Below are 23,549 nucleotides of genomic sequence, written 5' to 3' on the forward strand. Positions count from 1 at the left end.
AAGCATTTTTAACAATTCGGTTAAAGACGCGGAGCCTGATTTTGTTTTTTTTAAATGATTTTGCGTTATATTAACCGACTATTCCACTTAGAAAGAAGAATCTATGAAGGTGACCCGGGTTTTTGATTTACTAACCAACCAGTTAGAACAGTTCCCGCAACCAGACTGTCTGGCCGCAAAAATCAATGGAGAATGGGTGAAATACAGCACCCAGCAAGTATTGGAGACGGCCAATAAGCTGAGCCTGGCCCTGATCAAGTCCGGCATCAGGAAAGACGACAAGGTGGCCCTCATCTCCATGAACCGCCCGGAGTGGACTTTCGCCGATTATGGCATTCAGCAGACGGGTGCGGTAAGCGTGCCGCTGTACCCTACCATCACGGTGGAGGATTACCGCTACATCCTGAAAGACTCTGAGACCAAACTCATCCTGGTTTCTACCGAGGACCTGTATAACAAAGTAAAAGAAGCCGTGTCAGACGTGCCCGGAGTGCAGGAGATCTACACCTTTGACCATGTGCCCGGCGCCAAACACTGGTCTGAGCTTCTGAAAATGGCCGATGGAGAGGACTCCGCTACCCTGGAGCCTTACAAAGCCGCCGTGCAGCCAACAGACCTGCTTTCCATTATCTATACCTCCGGTACCACGGGCGCCCCCAAAGGGGTGATGCTCTCGCACAACAACCTGGTGAGCAATTTCACCTCGGTGATGCCGTACGTGCCCGTGAACAAGGAACACCGGGCATTGAGTTTTCTGCCGCTCTGCCACATCTATGAGCGCATGGTTTCCTGCATCTACTTCTCGGTGGGGGTGTCTATCTACTTTGCCGAGAGTATTGAAAAAGTAGGCGATAATCTCAAGGAGGTGGGGCCGCACATCTTCGTGACCGTGCCGCGCCTGCTGGAGAAAGTCTACGACAAGATTGTGGCCAAAGGCGGCGAACTGACCGGCGTGAAAAAAGGACTCTTCTTCTGGGCTTTAGGCCTGGGGCAGAAATACGATACCCGCACCTCGTCGGGTGCTTTCTATGATCTGCAGTTGAAGTTGGCACGCAAGCTTATCTTCTCTAAGTGGCAGGAAGCTCTGGGCGGCAACGTGCGCGTGATTGTGTCTGGCGGTGCCGCTTTGCAGCCGCGCCTGGCCCGCGTGTTCTGGGGCGCCAACATCCGCATCATGGAAGGTTACGGCCTCACCGAGACCTCGCCGGTAATTGCCGTGAACCGCTACGAGCCTGAGAACAACGTAATTGGGACCGTAGGTCCGGCTGTGGATGGCGTGGAGATCAAGATTGCCGAGGACGGGGAGATCCTTACCCGCAGCCAGAGCGTGATGGTGGGCTACTACAAACGCCCCGACCTTACCGCTGAGGTCATTGACCCGGATGGTTGGTTCCATACCGGTGACATAGGCGAACTGGTGGAAGGCAAATTCCTCAAGATCACCGACCGCAAGAAAGAGATGTTCAAGACCTCGGGCGGGAAGTACATCGCACCGCAACTGATAGAGAACAAACTGAAGGAATCGTTGGTGGTGGAGCAGGTGATGGTAGTGGGTGAGGGAGAGAAATTCCCGGCGGCGCTCATTGTGCCTGCTTTTGACGGACTGCAGGAGTGGTGCAGAATCCGCAGCATTCCTTATACCAACAATGAAGACATGCTGCAGAAACCCGAGGTGCTGGCCAAGTTCCAGAAGGAGGTAGATAAAGCCAACGAGCACCTGGCGCAGTACGAGAAGATCAAGAAGTTTGTGCTGCTGCCTAAGCTTTGGAGCGTTGAAACCGGCGAGATGACGCCTAAGCTCAGTATCAAACGCAAGGTCATCACCAACAACAACCGGAGCTTGATTGAAAACCTGTACCGTACGGCCTAGGGTAGAAAAACAGAAGAGGAGACGCTTACCAAGCGTCTCCTCTTCTGTTTCAGTCTGGGTTGGTTTAGCCCTGTTTTCCAGAATGTAGGGTATAAACGGAGTTCTGCACGGAAACCAGAAGCAGTTCTTCGTTGCTAAAGTAGCAATGCAGCGGGCCTTCTTTTGTCACCGCCGAAAGCAAGGTGGATTGAGCGGGGCTTGTGTTAACAGATTGAAAAATTTTTCGTTTATAGTATGCAAGCATAACATTTTTTTCTAAATTTGGTAAGAGACTGAAACACCACATGAAAGCAAACGAGACGGTAGACTATAACATAAAGGTATGTTGGCATGCCATCGCGCGCATGTACAATACCCAGGCAGTGAAAAACGACATCACCACTTCCATTGGGTTTGTACTGCTCAATATTGACCCCGAGAAAGGGACACCGGCCACCAAGATCGCGCCTTTGCTGGGGCTGGAGGCCCGTAGCCTCACCCGCATCCTCAAAAGCATGGAGGAGAAAGGCCTCATCTACAAGGTAGCCGATGAGCAGGACAAGCGCTCCGTCAGGATTCTGCTCACCGAGCTGGGGCTGGAGAAGCGGGAAGTAAGCCGGGTCACGGTGCGGCGGTTCAACCAGAAGGTACGGGAGATGATTCCTGAGAGCCAATTGCAGGTGTTCTTCCAGGTGGTAGGCCAAATCAACAGCCTCATTGAGTCAAAGAAGGTGTTCTGAAGCTGGGAGGCAGAGATATTTTCTGGTTTTGCGCCTGTTTTCTGAGAAAAAGGTCTAAAACGTGACTCGGATAAAGCCTTCATTTCTTGTGGGCTAAGAAGTACTAAAGGGAAAAACCGTGCGTCCCCCAAAAGCGCACATTCAGATACATAAAAGAGTAACTATGAAGAGAATCATTAAGAAAGTGGCGGTGCTGGGCTCGGGCATTATGGGTTCGCGCATTGCCTGCCACTTCGCTAACATTGGCGTGCAGGTGCTGCTACTGGACATGGTGCCGCGCGAACTACTTCCGGAGGAACAAGCCAAGGGCCTTGCCCTGGAAAACAAGTTGGTGCGCAACCGCATTGTGAACACCGCCCTGCAAACCGCCATTGCCTCCAACCCTGCCCCCCTTTACCGTAAAACCGATGCCCGGCTCATCCAGACCGGGAACTTTGATGACGATCTGCCCGGCATCGCCACCTGCGACTGGACCATCGAAGTGGTGGTAGAGAACCTCAAGATAAAACAAAGCGTGTTTGAGCGCGTGGAGCAGTTCCGCAAGCCCGGCACCTTGATCACCTCCAATACCTCAGGGATTCCCATCCACTTGATGCTGGACGGCCGTTCCGAGGACTTCAAAAAGCATTTCTGCGGCACGCACTTTTTCAACCCGCCCCGCTACCTCAAGTTGCTGGAGATTATTCCTACTGAGCAAACCGATCCCGAGATTACTGCTTTCTTATTAAACTACGGCGACCTGTACTTGGGCAAAACCACCGTACTGGCCAAAGACACGCCGGCTTTCATCGCAAACCGGGTGGGTATCTATGGCATCATGCAGGTGCTGCACGTGATGGAGAAACTGGGCCTGAACGTGGACGAAGTAGACCGTTTAACAGGTCCGGTAGTAGGCCGCCCAAAATCAGCCACCTTCCGGACTTCCGATGTGGTAGGTCTGGACACGCTGGCCAAAGTGGCGCAAGGCTTGTACCAAACCGGCGAGGCCGATGAAAAGCGTGACCTGTTCCAACTGCCCGGCTACATCCAGCAGATGCTGGAGAAAGGTTGGCTGGGCGATAAAACCCGTCAAGGCTTCTACAAGAAAACCAAAACCCCTGAAGGCGCCACCGAGATACTGACGCTGGATTTGAAAACCATGGAATACGGGCCTAAGCAGAAAGTCCGGTTCCAGAGCATGGAAACCCTAAAGCCCATTGAAGACTTACGCAAGCGCCTCAAAGCCTTCAGCCAGGCCCAGGACAAAGCCGGCGATTTCTTCCGGGAAACTTCATTCGGTCTGTTCCAATATGTGACCAACCGCATTCCGGAGATCTCAGACGAGCTGTACCGCATTGATGATGCCATGCGCGCCGGTTTCGGGTGGGAACTGGGTCCTTTTGAAACCTGGGATGCCTTTGGTGTACGCGAGACCGTTTCTGCCATGGAAGCCGCCGGCTACAAACCTGCTGCCTGGATCTATGAGATGCTGGAAGCCGGCCACGAGGCATTCTACCGCAGCCAGAACAACCAACGCCAGTACTATGACATTCCTACTAAAGACTACAAGCAGATACCGGGTACCGAGAACTTCGTCTTGCTGGATGTGCTGCGCGGAACCAACGTAGTTTGGAAAAACTCCGGATGCTCCATCATTGACTTAGGCGACGGTATCCTCAACGTGGAGTTTCATTCCAAGATGAACGCCATCGGGAGCGAGATCATCCAGGGCCTGAACAAAGGCATTGACCTGGCGGAGCAGAACTTCCGGGGCGTGGTGGTAGGCAACGAGGCTGCGAACTTCTCCGCCGGAGCGAACTTAGGCTTGGTGTTCATGTACGCTCTGGACCAGGAGTACGACGAGCTCAACCTCATGATCAAGCAGTTCCAGAACACCATGATGCGCATGCGCTACTCGGCTATTCCGGTAGTGGCCGCACCGCACGGCTTGACCTTGGGAGGAGGCTGCGAACTCTGCCTCCACGCCGACAGAGTACAGGCCGCGGCTGAGTCTTACATTGGCCTGGTAGAATTTGGCGTGGGCTTGATCCCGGGCGGAGGCGGCACGAAGGAGATGACCTTGCGCACCTCGGCCGCTTACGAAGAAGGCGACACGGAATACAACGCCTTGCGCAACGTGTTCATGACCATCGGGACGGCCAAAGTCTCCACCTCAGCCGCAGAAGCATACGACCTTGGTTTCATGCGCCACGGAGATGGCATCACTTTAAACACCAACCGTCAGCTCGCCGAAGCCAAGGCTGAAGCCATTCTTATGGCCGAAGCCGGTTACACCAGACCTACGCCAAAGACCAACATAAAGGTACAGGGCCGCGGAGGTTTAGGGATGTTCATCACCGGTGCCCACGCTATGCACGCCGCCGGTTTTATCTCTGAGCATGATCGCAAAATTTCTGAAAAGTTGGCCTACGTGATGTGCGGTGGTGATCTGTCTATGCCGTCTGAAATATCGGAACAATACCTTTTGGACTTGGAGCGCGAAGCCTTCCTGAGTCTCTGCGGGGAGCGCAAGACCCTGGAGCGCATCAAGAGCATCCTGACCACTGGTAAGCCCCTGCGGAATTAGCGTTAACGTTTAATTGTTTCAGGAAAAGAGGAAGTCGCGTTTAGTGCCCTTTTTCTCCAAAACACCTCAAAAACAGAAAAGAAAATGCAAACTGCCTATATAGTTGCCGGATTCAGAACCGCCGTGGGGAAAGCGCCCCGCGGAGTATTCCGGTTTACCCGGCCCGATGATTTGGCCGCCGATGTGATCAAGCATCTGCTGGCCTCGGTGCCGCAATTAGACCCTGCTCGCGTAGACGACCTGTTGGTTGGGAACGCGGTACCCGAGGCGGAGCAAGGCCTTCAGATGGGACGGATGATTTCCTTGTTGTCCTTGCCCATCAACGTGCCGGGTGCCATCATGAACCGCTACTGCGGCTCTGGGATTGAGACCATTGCCACGGCTTCCTTCAAGATTCAGTCCGGCATGGCCGATTGCATCATTGCCGGGGGCACTGAGTCTATGAGTTTGGTGCCGGTAGTAGGTTGGAAAACGTCTCCTAACTACAAAATAGCCAAAGAGCACCCTGAGTATTACTTGAGCATGGGTTTAACCGCTGAGGCGGTGGCGCATGACTTCAAAGTAAGCCGTGAAGACCAGGATGCCTTTGCCTATGCCTCGCACCAGAAAGCCATCAAAGCCATTGAGGAAGGTCGGTTCAAAGATCAGATCGTGCCTATCAACGTGGAAGAAACTTACCTGGACGAGAACGGCAAAAAGAAAACCCGCTCCTACGTGGTAGACACCGATGAAGGTCCGCGTGCCGATACGTCTATAGAGAAATTGGCCAAACTGCGGCCGGTATTCGCCGCAAATGGTAGCGTGACGGCCGGTAACTCCTCGCAGACCTCAGACGGCGCGGCCTTTGTGATTGTGATGAGCGAGCGCATGGTGAAAGAACTGAACATTGAGCCGATTGCCCGCCTGATGTCTTACGCGGCTGAAGGCGTAGACCCGCGCATCATGGGCATGGGACCGGTGAAAGCCATTCCGAAGGCCCTGAAAATGGCCGGCATGAACCTGCAGGACATTGACTTTATTGAGATGAATGAGGCCTTTGCGTCGCAGTCAATTGCTGTGATGCGGGAACTGGGCATCGACCCAGACAAACTCAACCCCAACGGAGGCGCCATTGCCTTAGGTCACCCGCTGGGTTGTACCGGTGCCAAGCTGAGCGTGCAGCTCTTCAGTGATCTGCGTCGCATGAACAAGAAGTACGGCATGGTAACGGCCTGTGTGGGCGGTGGCCAGGGGGTTGCCGGTATTTATGAGTTTTTAAAATAAACAGCATCTAAACATATGGAAACTGTAAGCAGAACATTGAAAGGCGGGGAGTTCATCATCAAGGAGACAAACGCCCAAGACGTTTTCACTCCAGAGGATTTCTCTGAGGAGCAGCGCATGATGGCCGAGACGGCCCGGCAATTTGTGGACACAGAGGTGCAGCCTTTAGTAGAGCGCATGGACAACCACGAAGAAGGGTTGTTGGAAGGCCTCATGAAAAAGGCAGGAGATTTAGGCTTGTTCGGGGTGGCTATTCCGGAGGAGTACGGCGGGCTGAACATGGACTTTAACTCGTCTTTGCTCGTAACCGAATCCGTTGGTCCAGGTCACTCCTTTCCGGTGGCGTTTGCGGCGCACACGGGAATAGGGACCTTGCCTATCTTGTATTTCGGTACCGAGGAGCAAAAAATGAAATACGTTCCCAAGCTGGCTACCGGCGAGTGGACCTCGTCTTACTGCTTAACTGAGCCGGGTTCCGGGTCTGATGCCCTGGCGGCAAAAACCAAAGCCGTGTTGGACGTGGAAGGCGAGAACTACATCCTGAACGGCCAAAAAATGTGGATCACCAACGCGGGCTTTGCCGATGTCTTCATTGTGTTTGCGCAAATAGACGGCGATAAATTCACCGGCTTCATCGTGGAGAAAGGCACTGAAGGGTTGAGCCTGGGCAACGAGGAGCACAAAATGGGCATCAAAGGCTCCTCTACCCGCCAGGTGTTCTTCACCGATTGCCGAGTACCGAAAGAAAACGTACTGGGCGAAATTGGGAAAGGCCATTTGATTGCCTTTAACATCCTTAACATTGGCCGGATTAAACTGGCCGCGGCATGCTTAGGTGCCTGTAAAAGCGTAGCCGATCTTTCGGTGAAATATGCCAACGAGCGCATCCAGTTCAAGATTCCGATCTCTAAGTTCGGTGCTATCCGCCATAAACTGGCGGAGCAGGCCATTCGCATTTTCGCGGTGGAGTCAGCACTTTACCGAGCTGGTCATGACATCTACAACAAAGAGCAGGAACTGCTGGCCGCCGGAAAAAGCTACAACGAAGCTGTGCTGGAAGCTGCCCGTGAGTTCGCCGTAGAAGCTGCTATCCTGAAGGTGGACAGCTCCGAAGTGCTGGATTATGTAGTAGACGAAGGGGTGCAGATTTACGGAGGCTACGGCTATTCCGCTGATTATCCTATGGACCGCGCCTACCGCGATGCCCGGATCAACCGCATCTTTGAAGGAACCAACGAGATCAACCGCATGCTCATTGTAGACATGGTCTTGAAGAAAGCCATGAAAGGCGAACTGGACTTGATGGGGCCTGCCGCTGCCGTGCAGCAGGAATTGATGGAAATTCCTGATTTCGGAGACGAAGACACCACCCTGTTTGCCTATGAGAAAAAGGCTATTGGGAAGTTCAAGAAAGCCATGTTGCTGACCGCCGGAACTGCCGTGCAGAAGTTCATGATGACCCTGGACAAGGAGCAGGAAGTCCTGATGTACATCGCGGATATGGCCATCCAAGCCTACATCGCGGAGTCTACTTTGCTGCGTGTGGAGAAACTAGTAAGTCGTGACGGCGAAGAAGCGCATGCCCGCCAACTGGATATGGTGCGTGTGGTCATCAACGATGCCGCGGACCGCATCAACAAAGCCGGTAAGGAAGCCATCGCCGCTATGACTGAGCCAGGAGATGAGCAGAAACTGCTGCTGATCGGTTTGAAACGCTTCACCAAACTGGAGCCGTTCAACACCAAAGAAGCCCGCCGCCGTATCGCTGCTGAGATGATCAAAGCCAACGAGTTTGTGTACTAACCAAGTTTTAGGCATGTTTTAGCTAAATGCCACTAAAAACAGAAAGCCCCGCCAATATGGTGGGGCTTTCTGTTTTATGAGCAAAACAAATATCCAATTCTAGGCAGGGGCAATCCCTTGTGGTTGCCCTTTACCGTGGTATTTGCCAAAGGGCAACCACAAGGGATTGCCCTACCTTATTTCAGCCTCATTTAATAAAATCAGCCTTAAAACAGCTCAATCTTTGAAGGTAATCCGACTTAGCCTTAGGCCTTTGGAGGATTTATTGGGCCGGTTCACGGCGGTGATGGTGCGTTCGTTGAGCCAGGTAGTGAAGTCTTTCACGAAGGCTACCTGCTGGTCATTGGCTACGTTGAGGCCTACGGCTTTGGGCGGTTCGGCGGCACCGGTTACCAGGTGAATGGAGCGGGTATACAGATCGGTTTTGCCCTTTAGAGTCTCCAGGGTGAGAATCTGCAGACGGTTCCCGGTGAGGTGCGCGTTGTACGAAATGCCAGCAAATCCTTCAGCAGCAGGAGCGGTCTGGTTTTTTAGGATTACTGAGTTCCAGGTGGGGTGTAGGTACTCGTCATAGGCAAACAGCAGGAGTTCCTTGGCGTGATAGTCGCTGTTCTCTCCGCCTTCGGTGTATTTTTTCTCTGCCATGATCAGGGTCTGGCCTTCGGTGCTGATGAGGATATCAGAAAGGTAAATGTCTTCCAGGCGTTTGGCGCCGGTGGCTTTGTTGAGCTTTTCGGTGAACTCGGGCGTAAACCGGAACTCATCCGCGAAGCGCATGTTGCCGGCGGCGTAGTCAAACCTTACCATCTTCAGGCTGTGGTACTCGCCTTTCTTCTCCTCGGCTACCAGCACGGCCGCGTAAAGGCTGCTATCTTGGTGCAACTTGAAGTAAGTGTCCATCACGTACACCTTCTCGCCATCAAATACCCCGCCCACCTGGACCTCCATCACTTTGATCTCGTTGTCGCGGTTGTTGTAGCGGCGCACGCTCAGGCGCATGGAGTTGTTGGTAAGGATGCTCACGAACTGGTTTCCGTGGTTGTCAATCTGCACCTGGGCGCTCACCTGGGTGCCGGCGCCGGCAAAGTCATAGGTTCTGTCTTTTATCTTGGTAAGGGAGGCGTCATAGACCGCGGCCTGCATGGAGCGAAGTTCCTCATTGCGGGTAACAGCATGGTAGACTACCAGTTTTGAGGCATCGGCGGAGGTGGCAACTGCCAGGCGGCGGCTTTTGCTGGGGGCTTCCAGCAACTTGGTTTGCTTTATTTCTTTGCCGGTATTTACGTCAAACAGGCGGCCGTAGAGCGCTTGGCTGCCTTGATCGGCTTGTACACGATGCGTGATTAGCAGAACGGTCTGATTGTTGTAGGAGAAAGCTTCCACCGTTTCCTGGCCTAAGAGGGAAACCGGGGTGGTCCAGGTGGGCTTCAGGTCGGCACCGTAACGGATAACCGCATAGCTGTTGTCGGCGGTACGGCTGAGGATCACGAAATCTGTGGGGCTTACCGTGTAGGCTTTCTTAGGAATCCGTTGGTTGTACTGGTCACCGGCTGCCTCGGGGGTATAGGAGAAAGGAGATGACTTTATTTTTTGGGCCTGCGCCGGGCTAATTACGGGCAATGAATTTACCAGAAACAAGAAAAATAGAAGCAGGAAAGGGTAACGCATAAATGTATAATTTGAATTTTGGCAAATATACCCCATATGTTCATGTAAGACATTAATTATATGCGAGTAGAAGAGGGGTAATATAATAGAAATGTTAAATGTGTAGCGGAATAATGTAATTAGAAAATTAATGTCTAACTTTGCAGCCGTTTGTAAATCAGGTAGAAGGGTATACAAATAATTAAAAAATTTTATATTAAAATATAGGAATTGTGGCTAACGAACACTTGTGGATAACTTTTAGGACATAATGATAACCCAATTGTAGTGTAACCGTAAATGCCTAGGCTTGTCAAAATAGTGATAAGATAGAATGGAAACTCCGGGGGAAATCTGTTAAAGAAGACTTAACAAAAACATGATTTTCTGTTGATAGTTCTTTGTGATTGAGACACGTATTTTGCTTGTATAGTTGATTAAATATCTTTTTATAGTTAGTTTATGAAATTCATTTTTAAAATGCTCTTTTTAGTAGGGATGATCTTAGTTGGAAAATTTCTAAAAGAGGATGCAACCAGTGAAATCAGTAAGAAAGGGAATAGTGCAACCGAGGATACTTACTCGTTGAATATCCAGGAGACTTCCCCTAGAGCCCAGCAAACCAATACCTTAGTAGTACCAACCGCTAAAAACCAAAATTCTGAAGAAACCTTTACTTACTCCTTCAATTAATTTAGTTCGCTAATTACCAGAAGTAAAAGATCCAGACTAAGGTCTAGCTGATCCGGCTCCAATTCACGGCGTTGGCACTCAGCGACCGGATGTGCCGCAGAAGGTTGGCATGCTCCGGAAGACTTAAGTCCGGATCTTTTTCTATGATCTGCAGGGCCGCATGACGGCTCTCTTTCAGGATTTTAGCATCCTTTGCCAGATCAGCTATCAAAAGGTCCAGCACGCCGCTTTGTTGGGTTCCCATCAAATCTCCCGGGCCACGCAGTTTCAGGTCAATATCGGCAATCTCAAAGCCGTTGTTCGTGCGCACCATGGTCTCTATGCGCGTTTTCCCTTCTTTGCTCAATTTGTAGCCCGTCATTAAGATACAGTAGCTTTGCTCGGCGCCCCGGCCTACGCGGCCCCGCAGCTGGTGCAACTGGGCCAGGCCAAACCTTTCGGCATTCTCAATCACCATTACGCTGGCATTGGGCACGTTAACGCCTACTTCAATCACGGTGGTGGCCACCATGATGTGAGTCTCATGCTTCACAAAGCGCTGCATTTCAAAGTCTTTGTCCTGCGGTTTCATTTTGCCGTGTACCATGCTCACGCGGTACTCCGGGAAAGCGCGGGTCACGCTCTCGTACCCGTCCATTAGGTCTTTGTACTCCAGTCCTTCCGATTCTTCAATGAGCGGATACACAATGTACACCTGACGGCCCAGTTTGATCTGCTCCCTGATGAACCCGAACACTTTTAGGCGATTGCTGTCATAGCGGTGCACTGTGATGATCTCCTTGCGGCCGGCGGGCAGCTCGTCAATCACCGATACTTCCAGATCGCCATATAAGGTCATGGCCAGCGTTCGGGGGATTGGCGTGGCCGTCATGACCAGCACGTGCGGGATGACGCGTGGGTTCTTCTGCCAGAGTTTAGACCGCTGGGCCACCCCAAAACGGTGCTGCTCGTCCACTATGCAAAGGCCCAGGTTCTGGAACTGCACCTCGTCTTCCAGCAGGGCGTGCGTACCCACAATCATCTTCATCTCGCCGCTGCGCAGTTGCTCGTGCAACACGCGGCGATCGGCTTTTTTGGTGGAGCCGGTGAGTTTGCCCAGCAGAATGCCCAAAGCCTCGGCGTATTTCTTTAGGCCTTGGTAATGCTGGTCGGCGAGGATCTCGGTAGGGGCCATGATGCAGGCCTGGGCGCCGTTGTCGGAGGCCAGGAGCATGGTCACAAAGGCCACGATGGTCTTGCCGCTGCCCACATCGCCCTGAAGAAGGCGGTTCATTTGCTTGCCCGCGGTTACATCCTGGTAAATCTCGCGCACTACCCGTTTCTGAGCGTTGGTGAGGTCAAAGGGCAGGTGGTTTTTGTAGAACTCGGTGAGCGTGGGCGTTTTGCTGAAGACCTGGCCCGCCAGTTCTGCTTTGCGTTTGGTGCGGGTGCGCAGCAGCTTGAGCTGGGTATAGAAAAGCTCCTCAAACTTCAACCGGAAGCGCGCAGCCTGCAAGGTGTCCCAGTTGGTGGGGAAGTGCACCTGCAGCATGGCCTCGCGTTTGGAGACCATGCGGTAGTGGTCTACCAACTCGGGCGTAAGGGTTTCTGAGAGGTGCGTGGGCGCCTGTTTGAGCAGATCGGCCATCATCTTTCCGATGACCTTGCTGTCTACCCGGTGGTTCTTGAGTTTCTCGGTGGTGTTGTAGACGGGCTGCAGAAAGCACTGGCCTTGTTTTACCTCGGTGGCTTCCTCCAACTCGGGGTGGGCCATGTTGAACTTGCCGTTGAACAGGCTGGGCTTCCCGAAGGCGATGTACTCCTGGTTTACTTTCAGTTGCACGTTCAGCCACTTTACGCCTTTGAACCAAACCAGTTCCATCTCACCCGAGGCGTCTCTGATAATCGCCGAGAGGCGCTGTTTGCGGCCCTCGCCCAAAAGGTTTTTCTCCAAGATACGGCCCTTGATTTGCACGTATTGCATGTCCTCGTTCAGGTCCGCGATTTCGTGGAACTGGGTACGGTCCATGTACCGGAAAGGGTAATGCTGGATGAGATCGCCGTAGGTGAAAATGCCCAGTTCGGTCTGCAACAGCGTGGCGCGCTGCGGACCAACCCCTTTCAAGAACTCAATTTTGGTATGGAAAAAGCCTGATGACACTGATAGGAAAAGCAGCTATGTTTTAAGCCTGTTTCCAAGAAATGGCATCGGAAACGGGAAGAGAGCCGCCCCGTAAAATTACGCAAAAGATAGGAGGCGGGCTAATGGGATTAGCCGGTTTTGTGTCAAGGTCAAAGGGCATCCCTTGTTTGGCGACCTATGCTGAATTTTTTCCTGGGTAAGGTGAAATTGGGTGTTTAAACCCGAATCCAAGTATAGGGTATTTCGTATGTAGCTATATCTATTCACTAAAGAAAGGAGCTAACATCTGTGCTAGGCTGTTACTGGTTAACGGTAAGCACCTATCACGCTGGGCGAGCGTTAAGCCATGGAGTGGCAAGTAAGGAGCCTCGGTGTACACCGGGGCTTTTTTTGCCTGTTTTCTGGGAATCAGCTTGTAAACGGTCTCCTCGCCCTTGACGCAAACAGCAAGAGGAACCCCCATTATGGAAGTTCCTCTTGCGGACAGTACGCCTTTGCTGAAGCGCTTAATTTCCCCGGTAGGTGCTGTACCCATAAGGAGAAAGGGTAATAGGCACGTGGTAATGGTCCTTGTCTTTGTTTTGAAACACCACCTCAATAAATGGATAGAAACTGTCTACCTTCTGGACTTTGAAATAATCGGCTACCAGAAAGGTGAGCCGGTAAATGCCTTTCTCTGATTTCTGGTAGTCCAGAAAGTCTTTGATGCGGCCGTTTGCGTCCGTGGTTTTAACCTCTACCTGCGACCAGGTTTTGGTCTGCTCATTGAGCTTCTCCAGTTTTACGGGAACACCCACGGCAGGCTTACCTGTGGAGATATCCAGAATGTGGCTGGAGAGTTGGTGGGTATGCGTCTGGGCAAAGGCGATGGTGGTGAGTACGCTCAGCAGGATGCTGAAAAGAATCTTTTTCATGGCTTGTTCTTAGGTTAAAAATTAATGAATTGTAATACCGGCTTCTGTAAGGGCGGTGGCTTTGGCAATGAGGTCATCCTGTTCCGGGCCTCCGCCGCCGGCCACACCCACTGCCCCGATGACCTGTCCTTGGTACCAAAGGGGAACTCCTCCGCCTAACAGGAGAAGCTCTGGCAAATGGGCCAGGTTCTGCGTGTCAGGGTTGGTTTTGGCGTTTCTGCCCAGGAGGAGGGTCATGGTTTTGGTGGAAAGGGCGGTAAAGGCTTTCCGGCGGGCGGCCTCAGTATTATGCGGTCCCACGCCATCGCCTTTGAGAAGTAAAATGGTCTGCCCCGAGGCATCCACCACCGCAAAGGCGATTTCCTTTTGCAGGGTGCCAGCCTGGGCCACGGCTTGGCGGTGCATCTGCAGGGCCGCTGCTAGGGTGAGCTGGTGGGAGGCTACGGTGAACTCCTTCCGGTCTGGAGCGGTACTGGAGGCTTGTCTGGCTGACGGGGTGTTTTTCTTGGAGGCTGCCTCCTGCGCCAACAGCAGGCTGGGGAAAAGCAGAAACAATAAAAAGGCGGTATTTTTCATGCGGGTGGCTCTTTCTACAAAGGTACCAGAGGCAGCACCGCCAAACATTGACCTAGGACAACGTTTTCAGAGCCTGGCTTTTACCCTGCTTAAGGTGCTGGGAGTGAGGCCCAGGTACGAGGCCGCCATCTTGTTGGAGACGCGCAGCAGAAAATCTGGCTGGTACTGAATCACCCATTGCACCTTCTCCAGCGCGTCAAACCCCTGAAAACCGTAGATTCTCTTCTGGGCGGTGATAAAGCCCAACTCAAGAATCTGCCGGTAAATGAACCCGAACGCCGGCACGGTATCTACCAACTGGTAAAAATCTGTTCTGGAGATTTGCAGCAGCTCAGACTTCTCAATGGTTTGCATGTACTCAGTGGCGGGGGCGTGTTCAATGAAACTGGGCAGGGCGGTGCCAAAGCCTCCCTCAAACGCGAAGAACCGTGACGTCTCTACCCCGTCTTTGTTCAAGGTGAAAAGCCTGATGCATCCTTTGTTGACAAAATAATACTGCTGGCAGGTCTCGCCATACTGGAGCAGCAGTTGGTTGCGCTTGGTCTTGAGAGGCGTAAAATGCGCGCAGATAGCATCCAGCGTGTGGTCATCTGTGGGCACTCTGGCCGTGATGTAGTCTCTTAACCGTTGGTACATGCTGCAAGTAGAAGGAAGTTGTCTTTCACTAACCGTTTTCCCTTATGCTTGTTTTACCAAGAGCCAGACAAGCCATTTCAGAGTTATTTTCCTAAAATCAGGCTCAAAGCGGAAGATTGGTTTTGTTGCTCTACCATGTGCTGCACCTTCTCAGAAACTACTTCCTTGAGGTCGTATTAAAAATGTAATTGGAGTTGCCTCAGAAACCGTCTTGCCGTACATCTTGATCACCCCAGGTTAGGGCTACTTCAAATGCAGCCTGAACCCAAACACCGGTAACTCTCCTTGCATGAAGTCCAGGTCTTCTGATCTGCTGAACCCAAGCTTTTCGTACATCTTCCAGGCGGTTTGCATGGCCTTGGTGCTGTGGATGATGACTTGCGACAGTTGATGATCTTTCGCGCGTTGGATACACGCTTGGGTCAAGGCCCTGCCGATACCCAGCCCTCTGGCCTCGGGGGACACCGCCAGCAACCGGAAGCCAGCGGCATTCTTCTCCTGGGTGGCCGTGCCGCCTGAGCCGTAAAATTGCAGGTCTCGGAAGAAAACCACGCCTCCGTTTAGGGTGCCTTTTTCAGAAACTGCCACCAAAATCTCTACCCCCGGGTGTTGGGTAAACTCCCCGATGTTGGAAAGCATCTGGTAATAGGCCGGCTGTTCCTCAGGTTTCGGGAAGCCGTCCAGTTGGGAGTACACCTGCACCATGAGTTGGCCTAGCGCTGCAAATTCATCTGGGGCTGCTTTTCTGATGGTGTAAGGTTGGGGTTGCATCTGGTAAAAGCGTTTGACGGTAAGTAAGTAGAAAGCGGAATACAGCAGCCCACCTTTATTCTGCTGCGTAGTGGGGTTGAAACTACCCATAAGGCTTCATTCTGGCAAACCCGCGTTGGGTATGACCTTGCCTAGGCTGCGTCCGTATGATACTGGAAGCTTTCAGGCCATTTCCAATAATCTATTATTTCTCTTCCCATGAAAATTGCTACCTACAATGTGAACGGAATACATGCCCGCTTGCCGGTTTTGCTTCGTTGGCTAACTGAAACCCAGCCGGATGTGGCCTGTCTCCAGGAATTGAAGACGCCGCAGGAGAAGTTTCCGGAACAGGCATTGTTGGACATAGGCTACCAGGCTATCTGGCACGGGCAGAAAAGCTGGAACGGCATCGCGATCCTGGCCAAAGGGCAGAAACCCGAGGAGGTGGGCAGAGGGCTGGCGGGTGACCCTGAGGATGACCAAAGCCGCTACTTGGAAGCCAGGGTGAACGGGGTGTTGATAGGCTGTCTGTACCTGCCCAACGGCAATCCGGCCCCCGGGCCTAAGTTTGACTACAAGCTGCAATGGTTTGATCGGTTTAGAGCCCGCGCCGCTGAGCTGCTTTCCTCCAATAGCCCGGTGGTGCTGGCCGGCGACTACAATGTGATTCCCACTGAAATGGATGCCTACAAACCCGAAAGGTGGGTGGAAGACGCGCTGTTTCGGCCAGAGACCCGCGCCGCGTTTGAGCAACTGATAGCCCAGGGCTGGACTGATGCGCTTCGGCAACTTCATCCTAATGAAACCATCTACACCTTCTGGGACTACTTCCGGAACGCCTACGGCCGCAACGCCGGCCTCCGCATTGACCATCTGTTGCTCAGTCCCGACCTGGCTGGAAAGCTAGCCTCCGCTGGAGTAGACCATGAGGTAAGGGGCTGGGAAAAGTCCAGTGACCATGGCCCCGTCTGGATTAAGCTTGATTTATGAAAAACGGCTTATAAATAGAAAGGCTTGTTTGAGAGTTAGCGTCTCAAACAAGCCTTTTTGTATTTAGAAAGCAATGCCTTAATTCCGTTTAGGGCCAGTTTTCTCAAAAGCAGCATCTAAACGCTACATCATTTTACCTGCTCTGTCCAGTGTAAAGTGTTTAACAAGTGCACGGCGTCTTTCTTCAGGTATTCAATGACTGGGGCCAGGGAGTCATTGGAGGTGGCGGTTCTGAAATAAAGCGCGCCCCGGAAGAAATGCTTGGTGCTGTCAGTGAGGTAGAACTGGAATTGACTGGGCACCTCGCCCTCCAGTTCAAACACGCTGGCGGTAATACCGGTGGGCGTCTTGATCTGGGTTTCCTCAATGGCGTAGGCTTTTATCTGGTGCCGGGAAGTAAGTTTGCGGGCATCCTCTACCAAGCCGTTGAACATCTTAGGGTCTTGGTTGAAGTTCTTGTACGTTAACTGAATATTGGCCTTAAAACGAGGGTAGTAGATGTCTATCCAGTGCGGCTCCGCAATGCGCGAGGAGTCTTTCAGGATTTTGGCGTAGACGGAGTGCTCAAAGGTATAGGGGTGCTGCTCCTGCAGTTGGGTGTACTGCGGATCAGGCAGGTCAATGCGGTTGAAGCCCTTTGGTTTAGGCGTGTACTCTTCGGCGCAGCCAGACAGAAACAGGAATCCGCCCAAAAGGGCGATAAAATTGAAAAGGTTATTCTTTCTCATTATGCGGGTGGGGTACCGGCTCGTGTACCCGTACTTTCTTTATTTTTTTACTGTCGGCGGCTTCAATGCGGAAGAGGTAAGGGCCCCACTGAATTTCTTCGCCGGTGTGCGGAATGCGGGAGAAAAGACGCAGCATGAGGCCGGCCACAGACTCCACGTTGTCTTTGGTGTCTTTCATCAGATCGGCAGGCGGGTCCACTATCTTGCAGAAATCGTGCAGCGAGGTACGTCCCTCAAACAGGTAGGTGTGCTCGTCTAATTGCGTGTAGTAGTGGTCCTCTTCTTCGTCTAACTCGTCGTGGATCTCCCCTACAATTTCCTCAATCACGTCTTCCAAGGTAATGAGACCGGTGGTTTCGCCGTACTCGTTCACCACCAACGCCATGTGCACGCGCCGCTCCTGAAACTCGCGCAACAGCTCGTCTATCTTTTTGTTCTCCGGTACAAAGTAAGGGGTTCTGATCAGGTTTTGCCACACAAAATCTGCGGGGGCGTTCAGGTAGGGGAGAATGTCCTTTACATACAAGATGCCGTCCAGCTTGTCCAGCCCCTGGCTGTACACCGGAACGCGCGAGTACCCCCACTGTTGAATCTGCTTCAGGAGGGCAGAATACGGCAACCGACGGTGCAAGGCAATCACATCTACCCTGGACCGCATGATCTGCTTAACGGTTATGGAACTGAAATTCACGATGGCTTTCAACAACCCTTTTTCTTCTGGCGAGGCAGGTTCTGTGGGGGCTTGGTCCAGTGAAAGGGAAAGTTCTTCTGTGGGCGAGGGCGTGCCAAAGGCCACCCGGGTTTGCCCCACCAGTTCTTTCAACGGAAGAATGAGCGAGACAAAAGGTGAACCGATGGCCTGAACAGACTTGAGAATACCTAAAAGTACCGGGCTGGAAGAAGATTCCTGTTTGCGGCGTCCCCAGTTGGCGAAGTACCCGCGCAACATCAGGAAGACGGTTGCCAGTACAGCAAGGCTTGCACTGGCCCAAAGCCAGGGATGGCCGGTAGAGGCAGCGAATAGGTTTCTCAGAAGCCAAAAGCCTGTTAAACCGGTCAACAGGTGAAGGGTAGACGCCAGAAATACCCCGGCCAGAACAGCGTTCTCCGGTTCTGTGTAAAGGTTTGTTGGCAAAGCCGCCGCCTTTTGGGCAGACGTTAAGGAAGTGGTGCTAAGAAACTGTTGAAAGGCCGCCAACGCAGCGGTAAGGACAAGGGTGCCGACTAAGAGCAGCGCCAGGAGAGCAGAAGGAAGAACCCAATCCACCTCATGTACGGCTGGAAGGGATAAAGTTAAGAGAGAGCCCCAACTGGAGGGCTCTCCTAATGGAGGTATACTTTCCAAAAGTCAATGTTTGGTTCAACAATAGGTTAGAAAGGCAGATCGTCTGGCTCCTCGTCATAGGCCACAGACTTAGAGCTTCCACCTTTGCTTTGGCCAGCGGTGCTGCTGGTATTGCTTACGCTGGCAGGGGCGGCATCGTTACCGAAGCTTCCGCCGTTTTGGCCTGCGCCACCTTCGCCGCGTCCGCCTAACATAGTCATGTTATCGGCCACAATCTCAGTGCTATAGCGCTGCACGCCATCTTTGTCCTGGTAGCTGTTGGTTCTTATTCTACCTTCAATATAGACAGACTGGCCTTTCTTCAGGTATTTCTCTGCCACCTCTGCCAGGCCGCGCCATACCACAATGTTATGCCACTCGGTGCGCTCCTGCCGATCTCCGTTCTTGTCTTTGAACGTTTCAGAGGTGGCCAGCGGGAAACGGGCTACCGCCACGCCGCCTTCTAAGTGACGCACTTCCGGATCTTTGCCAAGGTTGCCAATTAAGATAACTTTATTAATGCTTGCCATAGATTGAAATCTGGTGGTTTAAATTTGATTTAGCTTATAAAAATACTAAAAAAAATGCTCATTTAAAAATGAATGAATCAAAATAGGCTTAGGAAGTTCTTCTATTTCATCAATAGAATATAGCTGTATTCCTATGGATTCTTCTGTTTCTTCCCTTAAACGAAAAGGAAGCGAAACCAGATAAAATTGCGCCGATATTTTCTGGTGGCTCAGGATGTGCTTGTACACTTTGCCGGTGCTGGTGAAAGAAGCCGACGGAATGCCCAATGCTTCGGAAACCTGTTCCTGGAAAACCTCAGGGTCGGGGTGAAGCGTGTCTGTCTCCACCAGGAAGAAATCATACAGGCTTTGCCAGATGTCGTTTCCGGGCCGTTTTTTCAAATACAACCTGTTTTCGTGCTGGAGTACCAGATAGTGCAAAAACCGGTGACGGCTGCTTTTGGCTTTCTCTTTCACGGGCAGCAGGTTCACCAAACCATTCTGGAATGCGAAGCAATCCTGCTGCAAGGGGCAGAACAGGCAATCTGGGTTCACCGGCGTGCACTGGATAGCCCCAAACTCCATAATGGCCTGGTTGTAGGTGTCTGGATGATCGGTGGGAATCTGGTGGTTGGCAATTTCCTCAAAGACCTTCTTGCTGGCAGGCGCGGCAATGTTCTCGTGGCGGCCAAACACGCGGGCCAGCACACGGTACACGTTTCCGTCCAGCACTGCCACCGGCTCACGGTAGGCAAAGGAGGCAATAGCCGCCGCAGTATAGGAACCAACGCCCTTTAACTGCAACAATCCCTGGTAGTTACCTGGAAACTGGCCGTCAAACTCAGCCACCACCTGTTTAGCCGTGTAGTGCAGATTTCTGGCCCGGGAGTAGTAGCCTAAACCTTGCCAGAGACGCAATACTTCATCTTCGGGGGCGTTTGCTAAGTCATGCACCGTGGGGAAACGCTCCATGAATCTAAGGTAGTACGGCAGCCCTTGCCGCACCCGCGTCTGCTGCAGGATTATCTCCGAGAGCCAGATGGCGTAAGGGTCTGTGGTCTCCCGCCAGGGCAAAGGGCGCTGATGGCGGTGGTACCATTCTATAAGGGTATTACTAAAGAAAGTGGGGGTGCTGGTGGCCATGAAAAGGCTTTAACATATTGGTTTGCTGTTCTTACGCCGCCGCAAGAGAAGCAGATTTTTACATAAATTGTTTTACTTTCCGAAAAGGCCGACTACCTTTGTGCCCCGATTTCAGGGTGCTGTAGCGATACAGTAAACGTTTGTACAAACATATTCATCTTTACTCAATTACTTTAAAAGATTAAACAAGTGACTAAAGCAGAAGTTATATCAGAAATTGCGGATAAGACAGGGATTGAGAAGTCTGATGTTGCAGCCACAGTAGAAGCGTTCTTCAAAGTAGTGAAGGACTCCATGGCCGATGGTAATAACATTTACGTGCGTGGCTTTGGGAGCTTTGTAAACAAGAAGCGCGCTAAGAAGGTTGCCCGCAATATCTCCAAAAACACGTCTATCATCATTGACGAGCACTTTATCCCTTCCTTCAAGCCGTCTAAGACATTCGTTGCTAAGATCAAAAACAGCAAAAAAATCAAAGAACCAGTAGTTTCTTAGTTTTTTGTACCTTTGCAGCCTTAACTATTTGCTTCATAATAATTTCCGGATAACAAGAGTATGTCAAAAGGTCGGATAGCCCTCATTCTTTCTGCCGTGGTGCTGGCCGTATTGATGGCGTTGTTACCGAAAGTCATTATCAATAAAGATAAGAAAGGCGAATTTGCCGCTAATGGAGCCCCTGCCTCGGCGGGCGAGTCTTCGCATGACCCTAACCATGAGGGCCACGAGGACCACGCCGCAGAAGCAGCAGCTCCTGCCGCTGCGCACGTGGAAGCTACCCCCGCCCAGTTGAAGGAGATCGCAGAGCTGCGTACCAAGTTCAGCCGGGAAAGCAATTCACAAGCCAAAGGCAAACTGGCCGATGAGCTGGCGCAGAAATACGCGGCCATCGCCAAGCATGACAGTGCAGGTTTCTACTATGAGCAGGTAGCGCAGGTGAGACCCGGTGAGAAAAGCTTCCAGAAGGCGGCCGATCAGTACTTTGAGGCATTCACCTTTGCCGCCACGCAGGAACGCTCCCAGGAGCTGGGTGGCAAGGCGCAGGGGTTGTATGAGCAGGTCCTGAAAAACAACCCGTCTAACCTGGATGCCAAGAACAACCTGGCCATGACCTATATCTCCAGCAGCACACCCATGCGGGGCATCACCCTCCTGCGTGAAGTGATTGCCGCTGACCCTAAGAACGAGAAAGCCCTGTTCAACCTGGGCGTGCTGTCTATCCAGTCTAATCAATATGAGAAGGCGGTAGACCGGTTCAATGAACTGCTGGCCGTTAACCCCAACCACGTGGAGGGCACTTTTTACATGGGGGTGGCGTTAGCGGAGACAGGTAAAAAGGCAGATGCCCAGAAAGCTTTCCTTAAGGTGAAGCAAATAAGCAAAGACCCTGAGGTGCAGGCCTCAGTAGACAGTTACCTGCAGCGCCTGAACGGCGCACAGTAAAAGAGAGTTAAAATATTTTTCACACATAAAAAATCAACACTATGCCTTGCGGTAAGAAAAGAAAAAGACATAAGATCTCTACTCACAAAAGAAAGAAGCGTCTTCGTAAGAATAGACATAAGAAAAAATAAGGCCCGGCCTTTGATTCTGAGAGCCCACATTACCAACTAAGGTAATGATGGGCTTTGGTATATTCTTCCACCTAAGCATCTAATACATTGAGTAACGAATTAATTATTAATTCTACTCAAGATGGAGAACGAATAGCCCTTCTTCAGGATAAGCGACTTGTAGAGTATCACTTCGACCGGAATGATACAAACTACTCTGTAGGGGACATTTTCCTGGGCACCGTGAAAAAGGTGATGCCTGGTCTGAACGCAGCGTTCATTGACATTGGCTACACCAAAGACGCGTTCCTGCACTACCATGATTTGGGAGAGAACATCAAGACTCTCAACAAATTCGTGAAGACGGTGCAGACCCAGAAGAACACGCCTGCCAAGCTTAATTCTGTGAAGTTTGAGCCTGAAATAGACAAGCTGGGTAAGATGGCCGATGTCCTCAAAAAAGGGCAGCAGATCTTAGTACAGATTGTAAAAGAGCCAATATCTACCAAGGGGCCCCGGCTCTCTTGCGAGATTTCCCTGGCTGGCCGCTACCTGGTGCTTGTGCCCTTCTCTAACACGGTAAGCGTGTCAAAGAAGATTGTGAGCAAAGAGGAGCGTACGCGTCTAAAGCGCCTCATCACTTCCATTAAACCGGAAAACTTTGGGGTGATCATCCGTACCGTGGCCGAAGGCCGTGAGGTGGCGGAGTTAGACAAAGACCTCCGTACCATGCTGGCTACCTGGGAAGAAGGCATTGCCAAGTTGCGCACCGCCAAGGAGCGTGACAAGGTAATTGGGGAGCTAGGACGCTCCTCCTCCATGTTGAGAGACATCTTGAATGAAAGTTTTGACAGCATTGTGGTGGATGACGCCAAACTGCACGACGAGATCAGAACTTACATTGAATCCATAGCCCCGGATAAGCTGAAGATCCTGAAGCATTACTCGGGTAAGGTGAAAACCTTTGAACAGTTCAACATTGAAAAGCAACTGAAATCCCTTTTTGGGAAGACGGTGAGCATCCCCGGCGGGGGGTACCTGGTAATTGAACACACCGAGGCCCTGCACGTGGTAGATGTGAACAGCGGAAATAAATCCAACTCCGAGACGGACCAGGAAGCGACCGCCCTAAATGTGAATCTTACCGCGGCAAAAGAGGTAGCGCGTCAGTTGCGCCTCCGGGACTTGGGCGGAATCATTGTAGTGGACTTCATTGACATGAAGTCGGCCGAGAACCGGCAACGCGTGCAGGATGTAGTGAAGGAGGAGATGAAGAAAGACCGGTCTAAGTACACGGTGTTGCCCATTTCCAAGTTCGGCCTCATGCAGATCACCCGCCAGCGCGTAAGGCCTGAGCAGAACATTGTAACCGGCGAGGTATGCCCTACCTGCGGAGGCAGCGGCAAGATATCCGCCAGTATTCTGGTAACCGACGAGATAGATCAGACCATTGAAGATCTATTGACCCGCCAGAATCAAAAGAACATTACGCTGTACGTGCATCCGTTCTTGCACGCGTACTACACCAAAGGCATTCTCTCCAAACAGCGGAGATGGTTCCTGAAGCACTTCAAGCGGGTGAACGTGATGAAAGATACGGCGCTCGCCCTCACAGATTTCAAGGTGATGGATGAACACGGCGACGAAATTGAGCTGAAATCGGCTTACACTGAAGTAAATGGGTTACAAGACCGCGCGGTAGAGACAGAGTAAAACGTTTCCTCCGCCTGCGATATAAAAAAA

At 51.8% G+C, this 23,549-nt stretch carries 20 protein-coding genes; 10 read left to right on the top strand and 10 right to left on the bottom strand.

What is annotated here, in order from left to right:
• Positions 1 to 103 precede the first annotated feature (103 nt).
• The 5 genes from FOA19_RS08775 (at position 104) to FOA19_RS08795 (ending at position 8,221) form a co-directional block, all read left to right on the top strand.
• Positions 104 to 1,870: an AMP-dependent synthetase/ligase gene (locus tag FOA19_RS08775; RefSeq protein WP_149090355.1), complete on the top strand. Its 1,767-nt coding sequence runs from the start codon at positions 104 to 106 to the stop codon at positions 1,868 to 1,870.
• Between the two features lie 284 nt (positions 1,871 to 2,154).
• Complete coding sequence (locus FOA19_RS08780; RefSeq protein ID WP_149090356.1) at positions 2,155 to 2,589, top strand: MarR family winged helix-turn-helix transcriptional regulator; 435 nt, start codon at positions 2,155 to 2,157, stop codon at positions 2,587 to 2,589.
• Between the two features lie 163 nt (positions 2,590 to 2,752).
• Positions 2,753 to 5,155 carry a 3-hydroxyacyl-CoA dehydrogenase/enoyl-CoA hydratase family protein gene (locus FOA19_RS08785; protein WP_149090357.1) on the top strand — a complete coding sequence of 801 codons (2,403 nt, stop codon included), beginning with the start codon at positions 2,753 to 2,755 and terminating at the stop codon, positions 5,153 to 5,155.
• Between the two features lie 84 nt (positions 5,156 to 5,239).
• The gene (locus FOA19_RS08790) at positions 5,240 to 6,418 is read left to right on the top strand and encodes an acetyl-CoA C-acyltransferase (RefSeq protein WP_149090358.1); all 1,179 of its coding nucleotides are present in this window, start codon (positions 5,240 to 5,242) and stop codon (positions 6,416 to 6,418) included.
• Between the two features lie 15 nt (positions 6,419 to 6,433).
• Positions 6,434 to 8,221: an acyl-CoA dehydrogenase family protein gene (locus tag FOA19_RS08795; protein WP_149090359.1), complete on the top strand. Its 1,788-nt coding sequence runs from the start codon at positions 6,434 to 6,436 to the stop codon at positions 8,219 to 8,221.
• Between the two features lie 216 nt (positions 8,222 to 8,437).
• On the opposite strand, the gene FOA19_RS08800 is transcribed toward FOA19_RS08795, so the two are convergent.
• Positions 8,438 to 9,889 (bottom strand): hypothetical protein, encoded by a 1,452-nt coding sequence (locus FOA19_RS08800; RefSeq protein WP_149090360.1) that lies wholly within the window; start codon positions 9,887 to 9,889, stop codon positions 8,438 to 8,440.
• A 441-nt stretch (positions 9,890 to 10,330) separates the two neighbouring features.
• Here FOA19_RS08800 and FOA19_RS08805 point away from each other — a divergent pair, with 441 nt between their 5' ends.
• Entirely contained in the window at positions 10,331 to 10,561 is a 231-nt protein-coding gene (locus FOA19_RS08805) for a hypothetical protein (RefSeq protein ID WP_149090361.1), read from the top strand.
• Between the two features lie 43 nt (positions 10,562 to 10,604).
• Here FOA19_RS08805 and recG read toward each other — a convergent pair whose 3' ends face one another.
• The 5 genes from recG to FOA19_RS08830 form a co-directional block, all read right to left on the bottom strand.
• The gene (gene recG, locus FOA19_RS08810; RefSeq protein WP_149090362.1) at positions 10,605 to 12,701 is read right to left on the bottom strand and encodes an ATP-dependent DNA helicase RecG; all 2,097 of its coding nucleotides are present in this window, start codon (positions 12,699 to 12,701) and stop codon (positions 10,605 to 10,607) included.
• A 488-nt stretch (positions 12,702 to 13,189) separates the two neighbouring features.
• Positions 13,190 to 13,597, bottom strand: a complete 408-nt coding sequence (gene uraH / locus FOA19_RS08815; RefSeq protein ID WP_149090363.1) for a hydroxyisourate hydrolase — start codon at positions 13,595 to 13,597, stop codon at positions 13,190 to 13,192.
• 21 nt (positions 13,598 to 13,618) lie between these two features.
• On the bottom strand, positions 13,619 to 14,173 hold the full coding sequence (locus tag FOA19_RS08820; protein WP_149090364.1) for a GlcG/HbpS family heme-binding protein: 555 nt from the start codon (positions 14,171 to 14,173) through the stop codon (positions 13,619 to 13,621).
• A 66-nt stretch (positions 14,174 to 14,239) separates the two neighbouring features.
• Positions 14,240 to 14,809: a Crp/Fnr family transcriptional regulator gene (locus FOA19_RS08825; RefSeq protein ID WP_149090365.1), complete on the bottom strand. Its 570-nt coding sequence runs from the start codon at positions 14,807 to 14,809 to the stop codon at positions 14,240 to 14,242.
• Positions 14,810 to 15,052: 243 nt separating this feature from the next.
• Complete coding sequence (locus tag FOA19_RS08830) at positions 15,053 to 15,670, bottom strand: GNAT family N-acetyltransferase (RefSeq protein ID WP_223808792.1); 618 nt, start codon at positions 15,668 to 15,670, stop codon at positions 15,053 to 15,055.
• Between the two features lie 108 nt (positions 15,671 to 15,778).
• Between FOA19_RS08830 and xth the strand changes: the two genes are divergently transcribed.
• Positions 15,779 to 16,552, top strand: coding sequence for an exodeoxyribonuclease III (xth, locus tag FOA19_RS08835; protein WP_149090366.1), 774 nt, complete (start codon positions 15,779 to 15,781; stop codon positions 16,550 to 16,552).
• A gap of 128 nt (positions 16,553 to 16,680) precedes the next feature.
• Here xth and gldD read toward each other — a convergent pair whose 3' ends face one another.
• The 4 genes from gldD to mutY all read right to left on the bottom strand — a co-directional run bounded on the left by gldD (position 16,681) and on the right by mutY (position 20,256).
• The gene (gldD, locus tag FOA19_RS08840) at positions 16,681 to 17,280 is read right to left on the bottom strand and encodes a gliding motility lipoprotein GldD (protein WP_149090367.1); all 600 of its coding nucleotides are present in this window, start codon (positions 17,278 to 17,280) and stop codon (positions 16,681 to 16,683) included.
• Complete coding sequence (locus tag FOA19_RS08845) at positions 17,267 to 18,415, bottom strand: transporter associated domain-containing protein (protein ID WP_149090368.1); 1,149 nt, start codon at positions 18,413 to 18,415, stop codon at positions 17,267 to 17,269. The genes gldD and FOA19_RS08845 overlap by 14 nt, the downstream gene beginning before the upstream one ends.
• A gap of 236 nt (positions 18,416 to 18,651) precedes the next feature.
• Positions 18,652 to 19,134 (bottom strand): single-stranded DNA-binding protein, encoded by a 483-nt coding sequence (locus tag FOA19_RS08850; protein ID WP_149090369.1) that lies wholly within the window; start codon positions 19,132 to 19,134, stop codon positions 18,652 to 18,654.
• Positions 19,135 to 19,179: 45 nt separating this feature from the next.
• On the bottom strand, positions 19,180 to 20,256 hold the full coding sequence (gene mutY / locus FOA19_RS08855) for an A/G-specific adenine glycosylase (RefSeq protein WP_149090370.1): 1,077 nt from the start codon (positions 20,254 to 20,256) through the stop codon (positions 19,180 to 19,182).
• Positions 20,257 to 20,445: 189 nt separating this feature from the next.
• On the opposite strand from mutY, the gene FOA19_RS08860 reads away from it, so the two are divergent.
• From FOA19_RS08860 to FOA19_RS08870, 3 genes are all read left to right on the top strand, one after another.
• The gene (locus FOA19_RS08860) at positions 20,446 to 20,751 is read left to right on the top strand and encodes an HU family DNA-binding protein (protein WP_149090371.1); all 306 of its coding nucleotides are present in this window, start codon (positions 20,446 to 20,448) and stop codon (positions 20,749 to 20,751) included.
• Between the two features lie 60 nt (positions 20,752 to 20,811).
• A complete protein-coding gene (locus FOA19_RS08865; RefSeq protein ID WP_223808793.1) occupies positions 20,812 to 21,696 on the top strand; it encodes a tetratricopeptide repeat protein in 885 nt (294 codons plus the stop codon).
• A 218-nt stretch (positions 21,697 to 21,914) separates the two neighbouring features.
• Positions 21,915 to 23,519 (top strand): Rne/Rng family ribonuclease, encoded by a 1,605-nt coding sequence (locus tag FOA19_RS08870; RefSeq protein WP_149090372.1) that lies wholly within the window; start codon positions 21,915 to 21,917, stop codon positions 23,517 to 23,519.
• Positions 23,520 to 23,549 lie beyond the last annotated feature (30 nt).

This window comes from Rufibacter hautae (genome assembly GCF_008271695.1).
GTDB classification, from domain to species: Bacteria; Bacteroidota; Bacteroidia; order Cytophagales; family Hymenobacteraceae; genus Nibribacter; species Nibribacter hautae.

Bases quoted from the DNA above. Each gene is read 5' to 3' on its own strand.
- FOA19_RS08775 (WP_149090355.1), top strand. From the start codon at position 104: ATGAAGGTGACCCGGGTTTTTGATTTACTAACCAACCAGTTAGAACAG.
- FOA19_RS08865 (WP_223808793.1), top strand. From the start codon at position 20,812: ATGTCAAAAGGTCGGATAGCCCTCATTCTTTCTGCCGTGGTGCTGGCC.
- FOA19_RS08850 (WP_149090369.1), bottom strand. From the start codon at position 19,134: ATGGCAAGCATTAATAAAGTTATCTTAATTGGCAACCTTGGCAAAGAT.
- FOA19_RS08805 (WP_149090361.1), top strand. From the start codon at position 10,331: ATGAAATTCATTTTTAAAATGCTCTTTTTAGTAGGGATGATCTTAGTT.
- xth (WP_149090366.1), top strand. From the start codon at position 15,779: ATGAAAATTGCTACCTACAATGTGAACGGAATACATGCCCGCTTGCCG.
- FOA19_RS08785 (WP_149090357.1), top strand. From the start codon at position 2,753: ATGAAGAGAATCATTAAGAAAGTGGCGGTGCTGGGCTCGGGCATTATG.
- gldD (WP_149090367.1), bottom strand. From the start codon at position 17,280: ATGAGAAAGAATAACCTTTTCAATTTTATCGCCCTTTTGGGCGGATTC.
- FOA19_RS08825 (WP_149090365.1), bottom strand. From the start codon at position 14,809: ATGTACCAACGGTTAAGAGACTACATCACGGCCAGAGTGCCCACAGAT.
- FOA19_RS08830 (WP_223808792.1), bottom strand. From the start codon at position 15,670: ATGGGTAGTTTCAACCCCACTACGCAGCAGAATAAAGGTGGGCTGCTG.
- uraH (WP_149090363.1), bottom strand. From the start codon at position 13,597: ATGAAAAAGATTCTTTTCAGCATCCTGCTGAGCGTACTCACCACCATC.
- FOA19_RS08795 (WP_149090359.1), top strand. From the start codon at position 6,434: ATGGAAACTGTAAGCAGAACATTGAAAGGCGGGGAGTTCATCATCAAG.
- mutY (WP_149090370.1), bottom strand. From the start codon at position 20,256: ATGGCCACCAGCACCCCCACTTTCTTTAGTAATACCCTTATAGAATGG.
- FOA19_RS08800 (WP_149090360.1), bottom strand. From the start codon at position 9,889: ATGCGTTACCCTTTCCTGCTTCTATTTTTCTTGTTTCTGGTAAATTCA.
- FOA19_RS08820 (WP_149090364.1), bottom strand. From the start codon at position 14,173: ATGAAAAATACCGCCTTTTTATTGTTTCTGCTTTTCCCCAGCCTGCTG.
- FOA19_RS08780 (WP_149090356.1), top strand. From the start codon at position 2,155: ATGAAAGCAAACGAGACGGTAGACTATAACATAAAGGTATGTTGGCAT.
- FOA19_RS08790 (WP_149090358.1), top strand. From the start codon at position 5,240: ATGCAAACTGCCTATATAGTTGCCGGATTCAGAACCGCCGTGGGGAAA.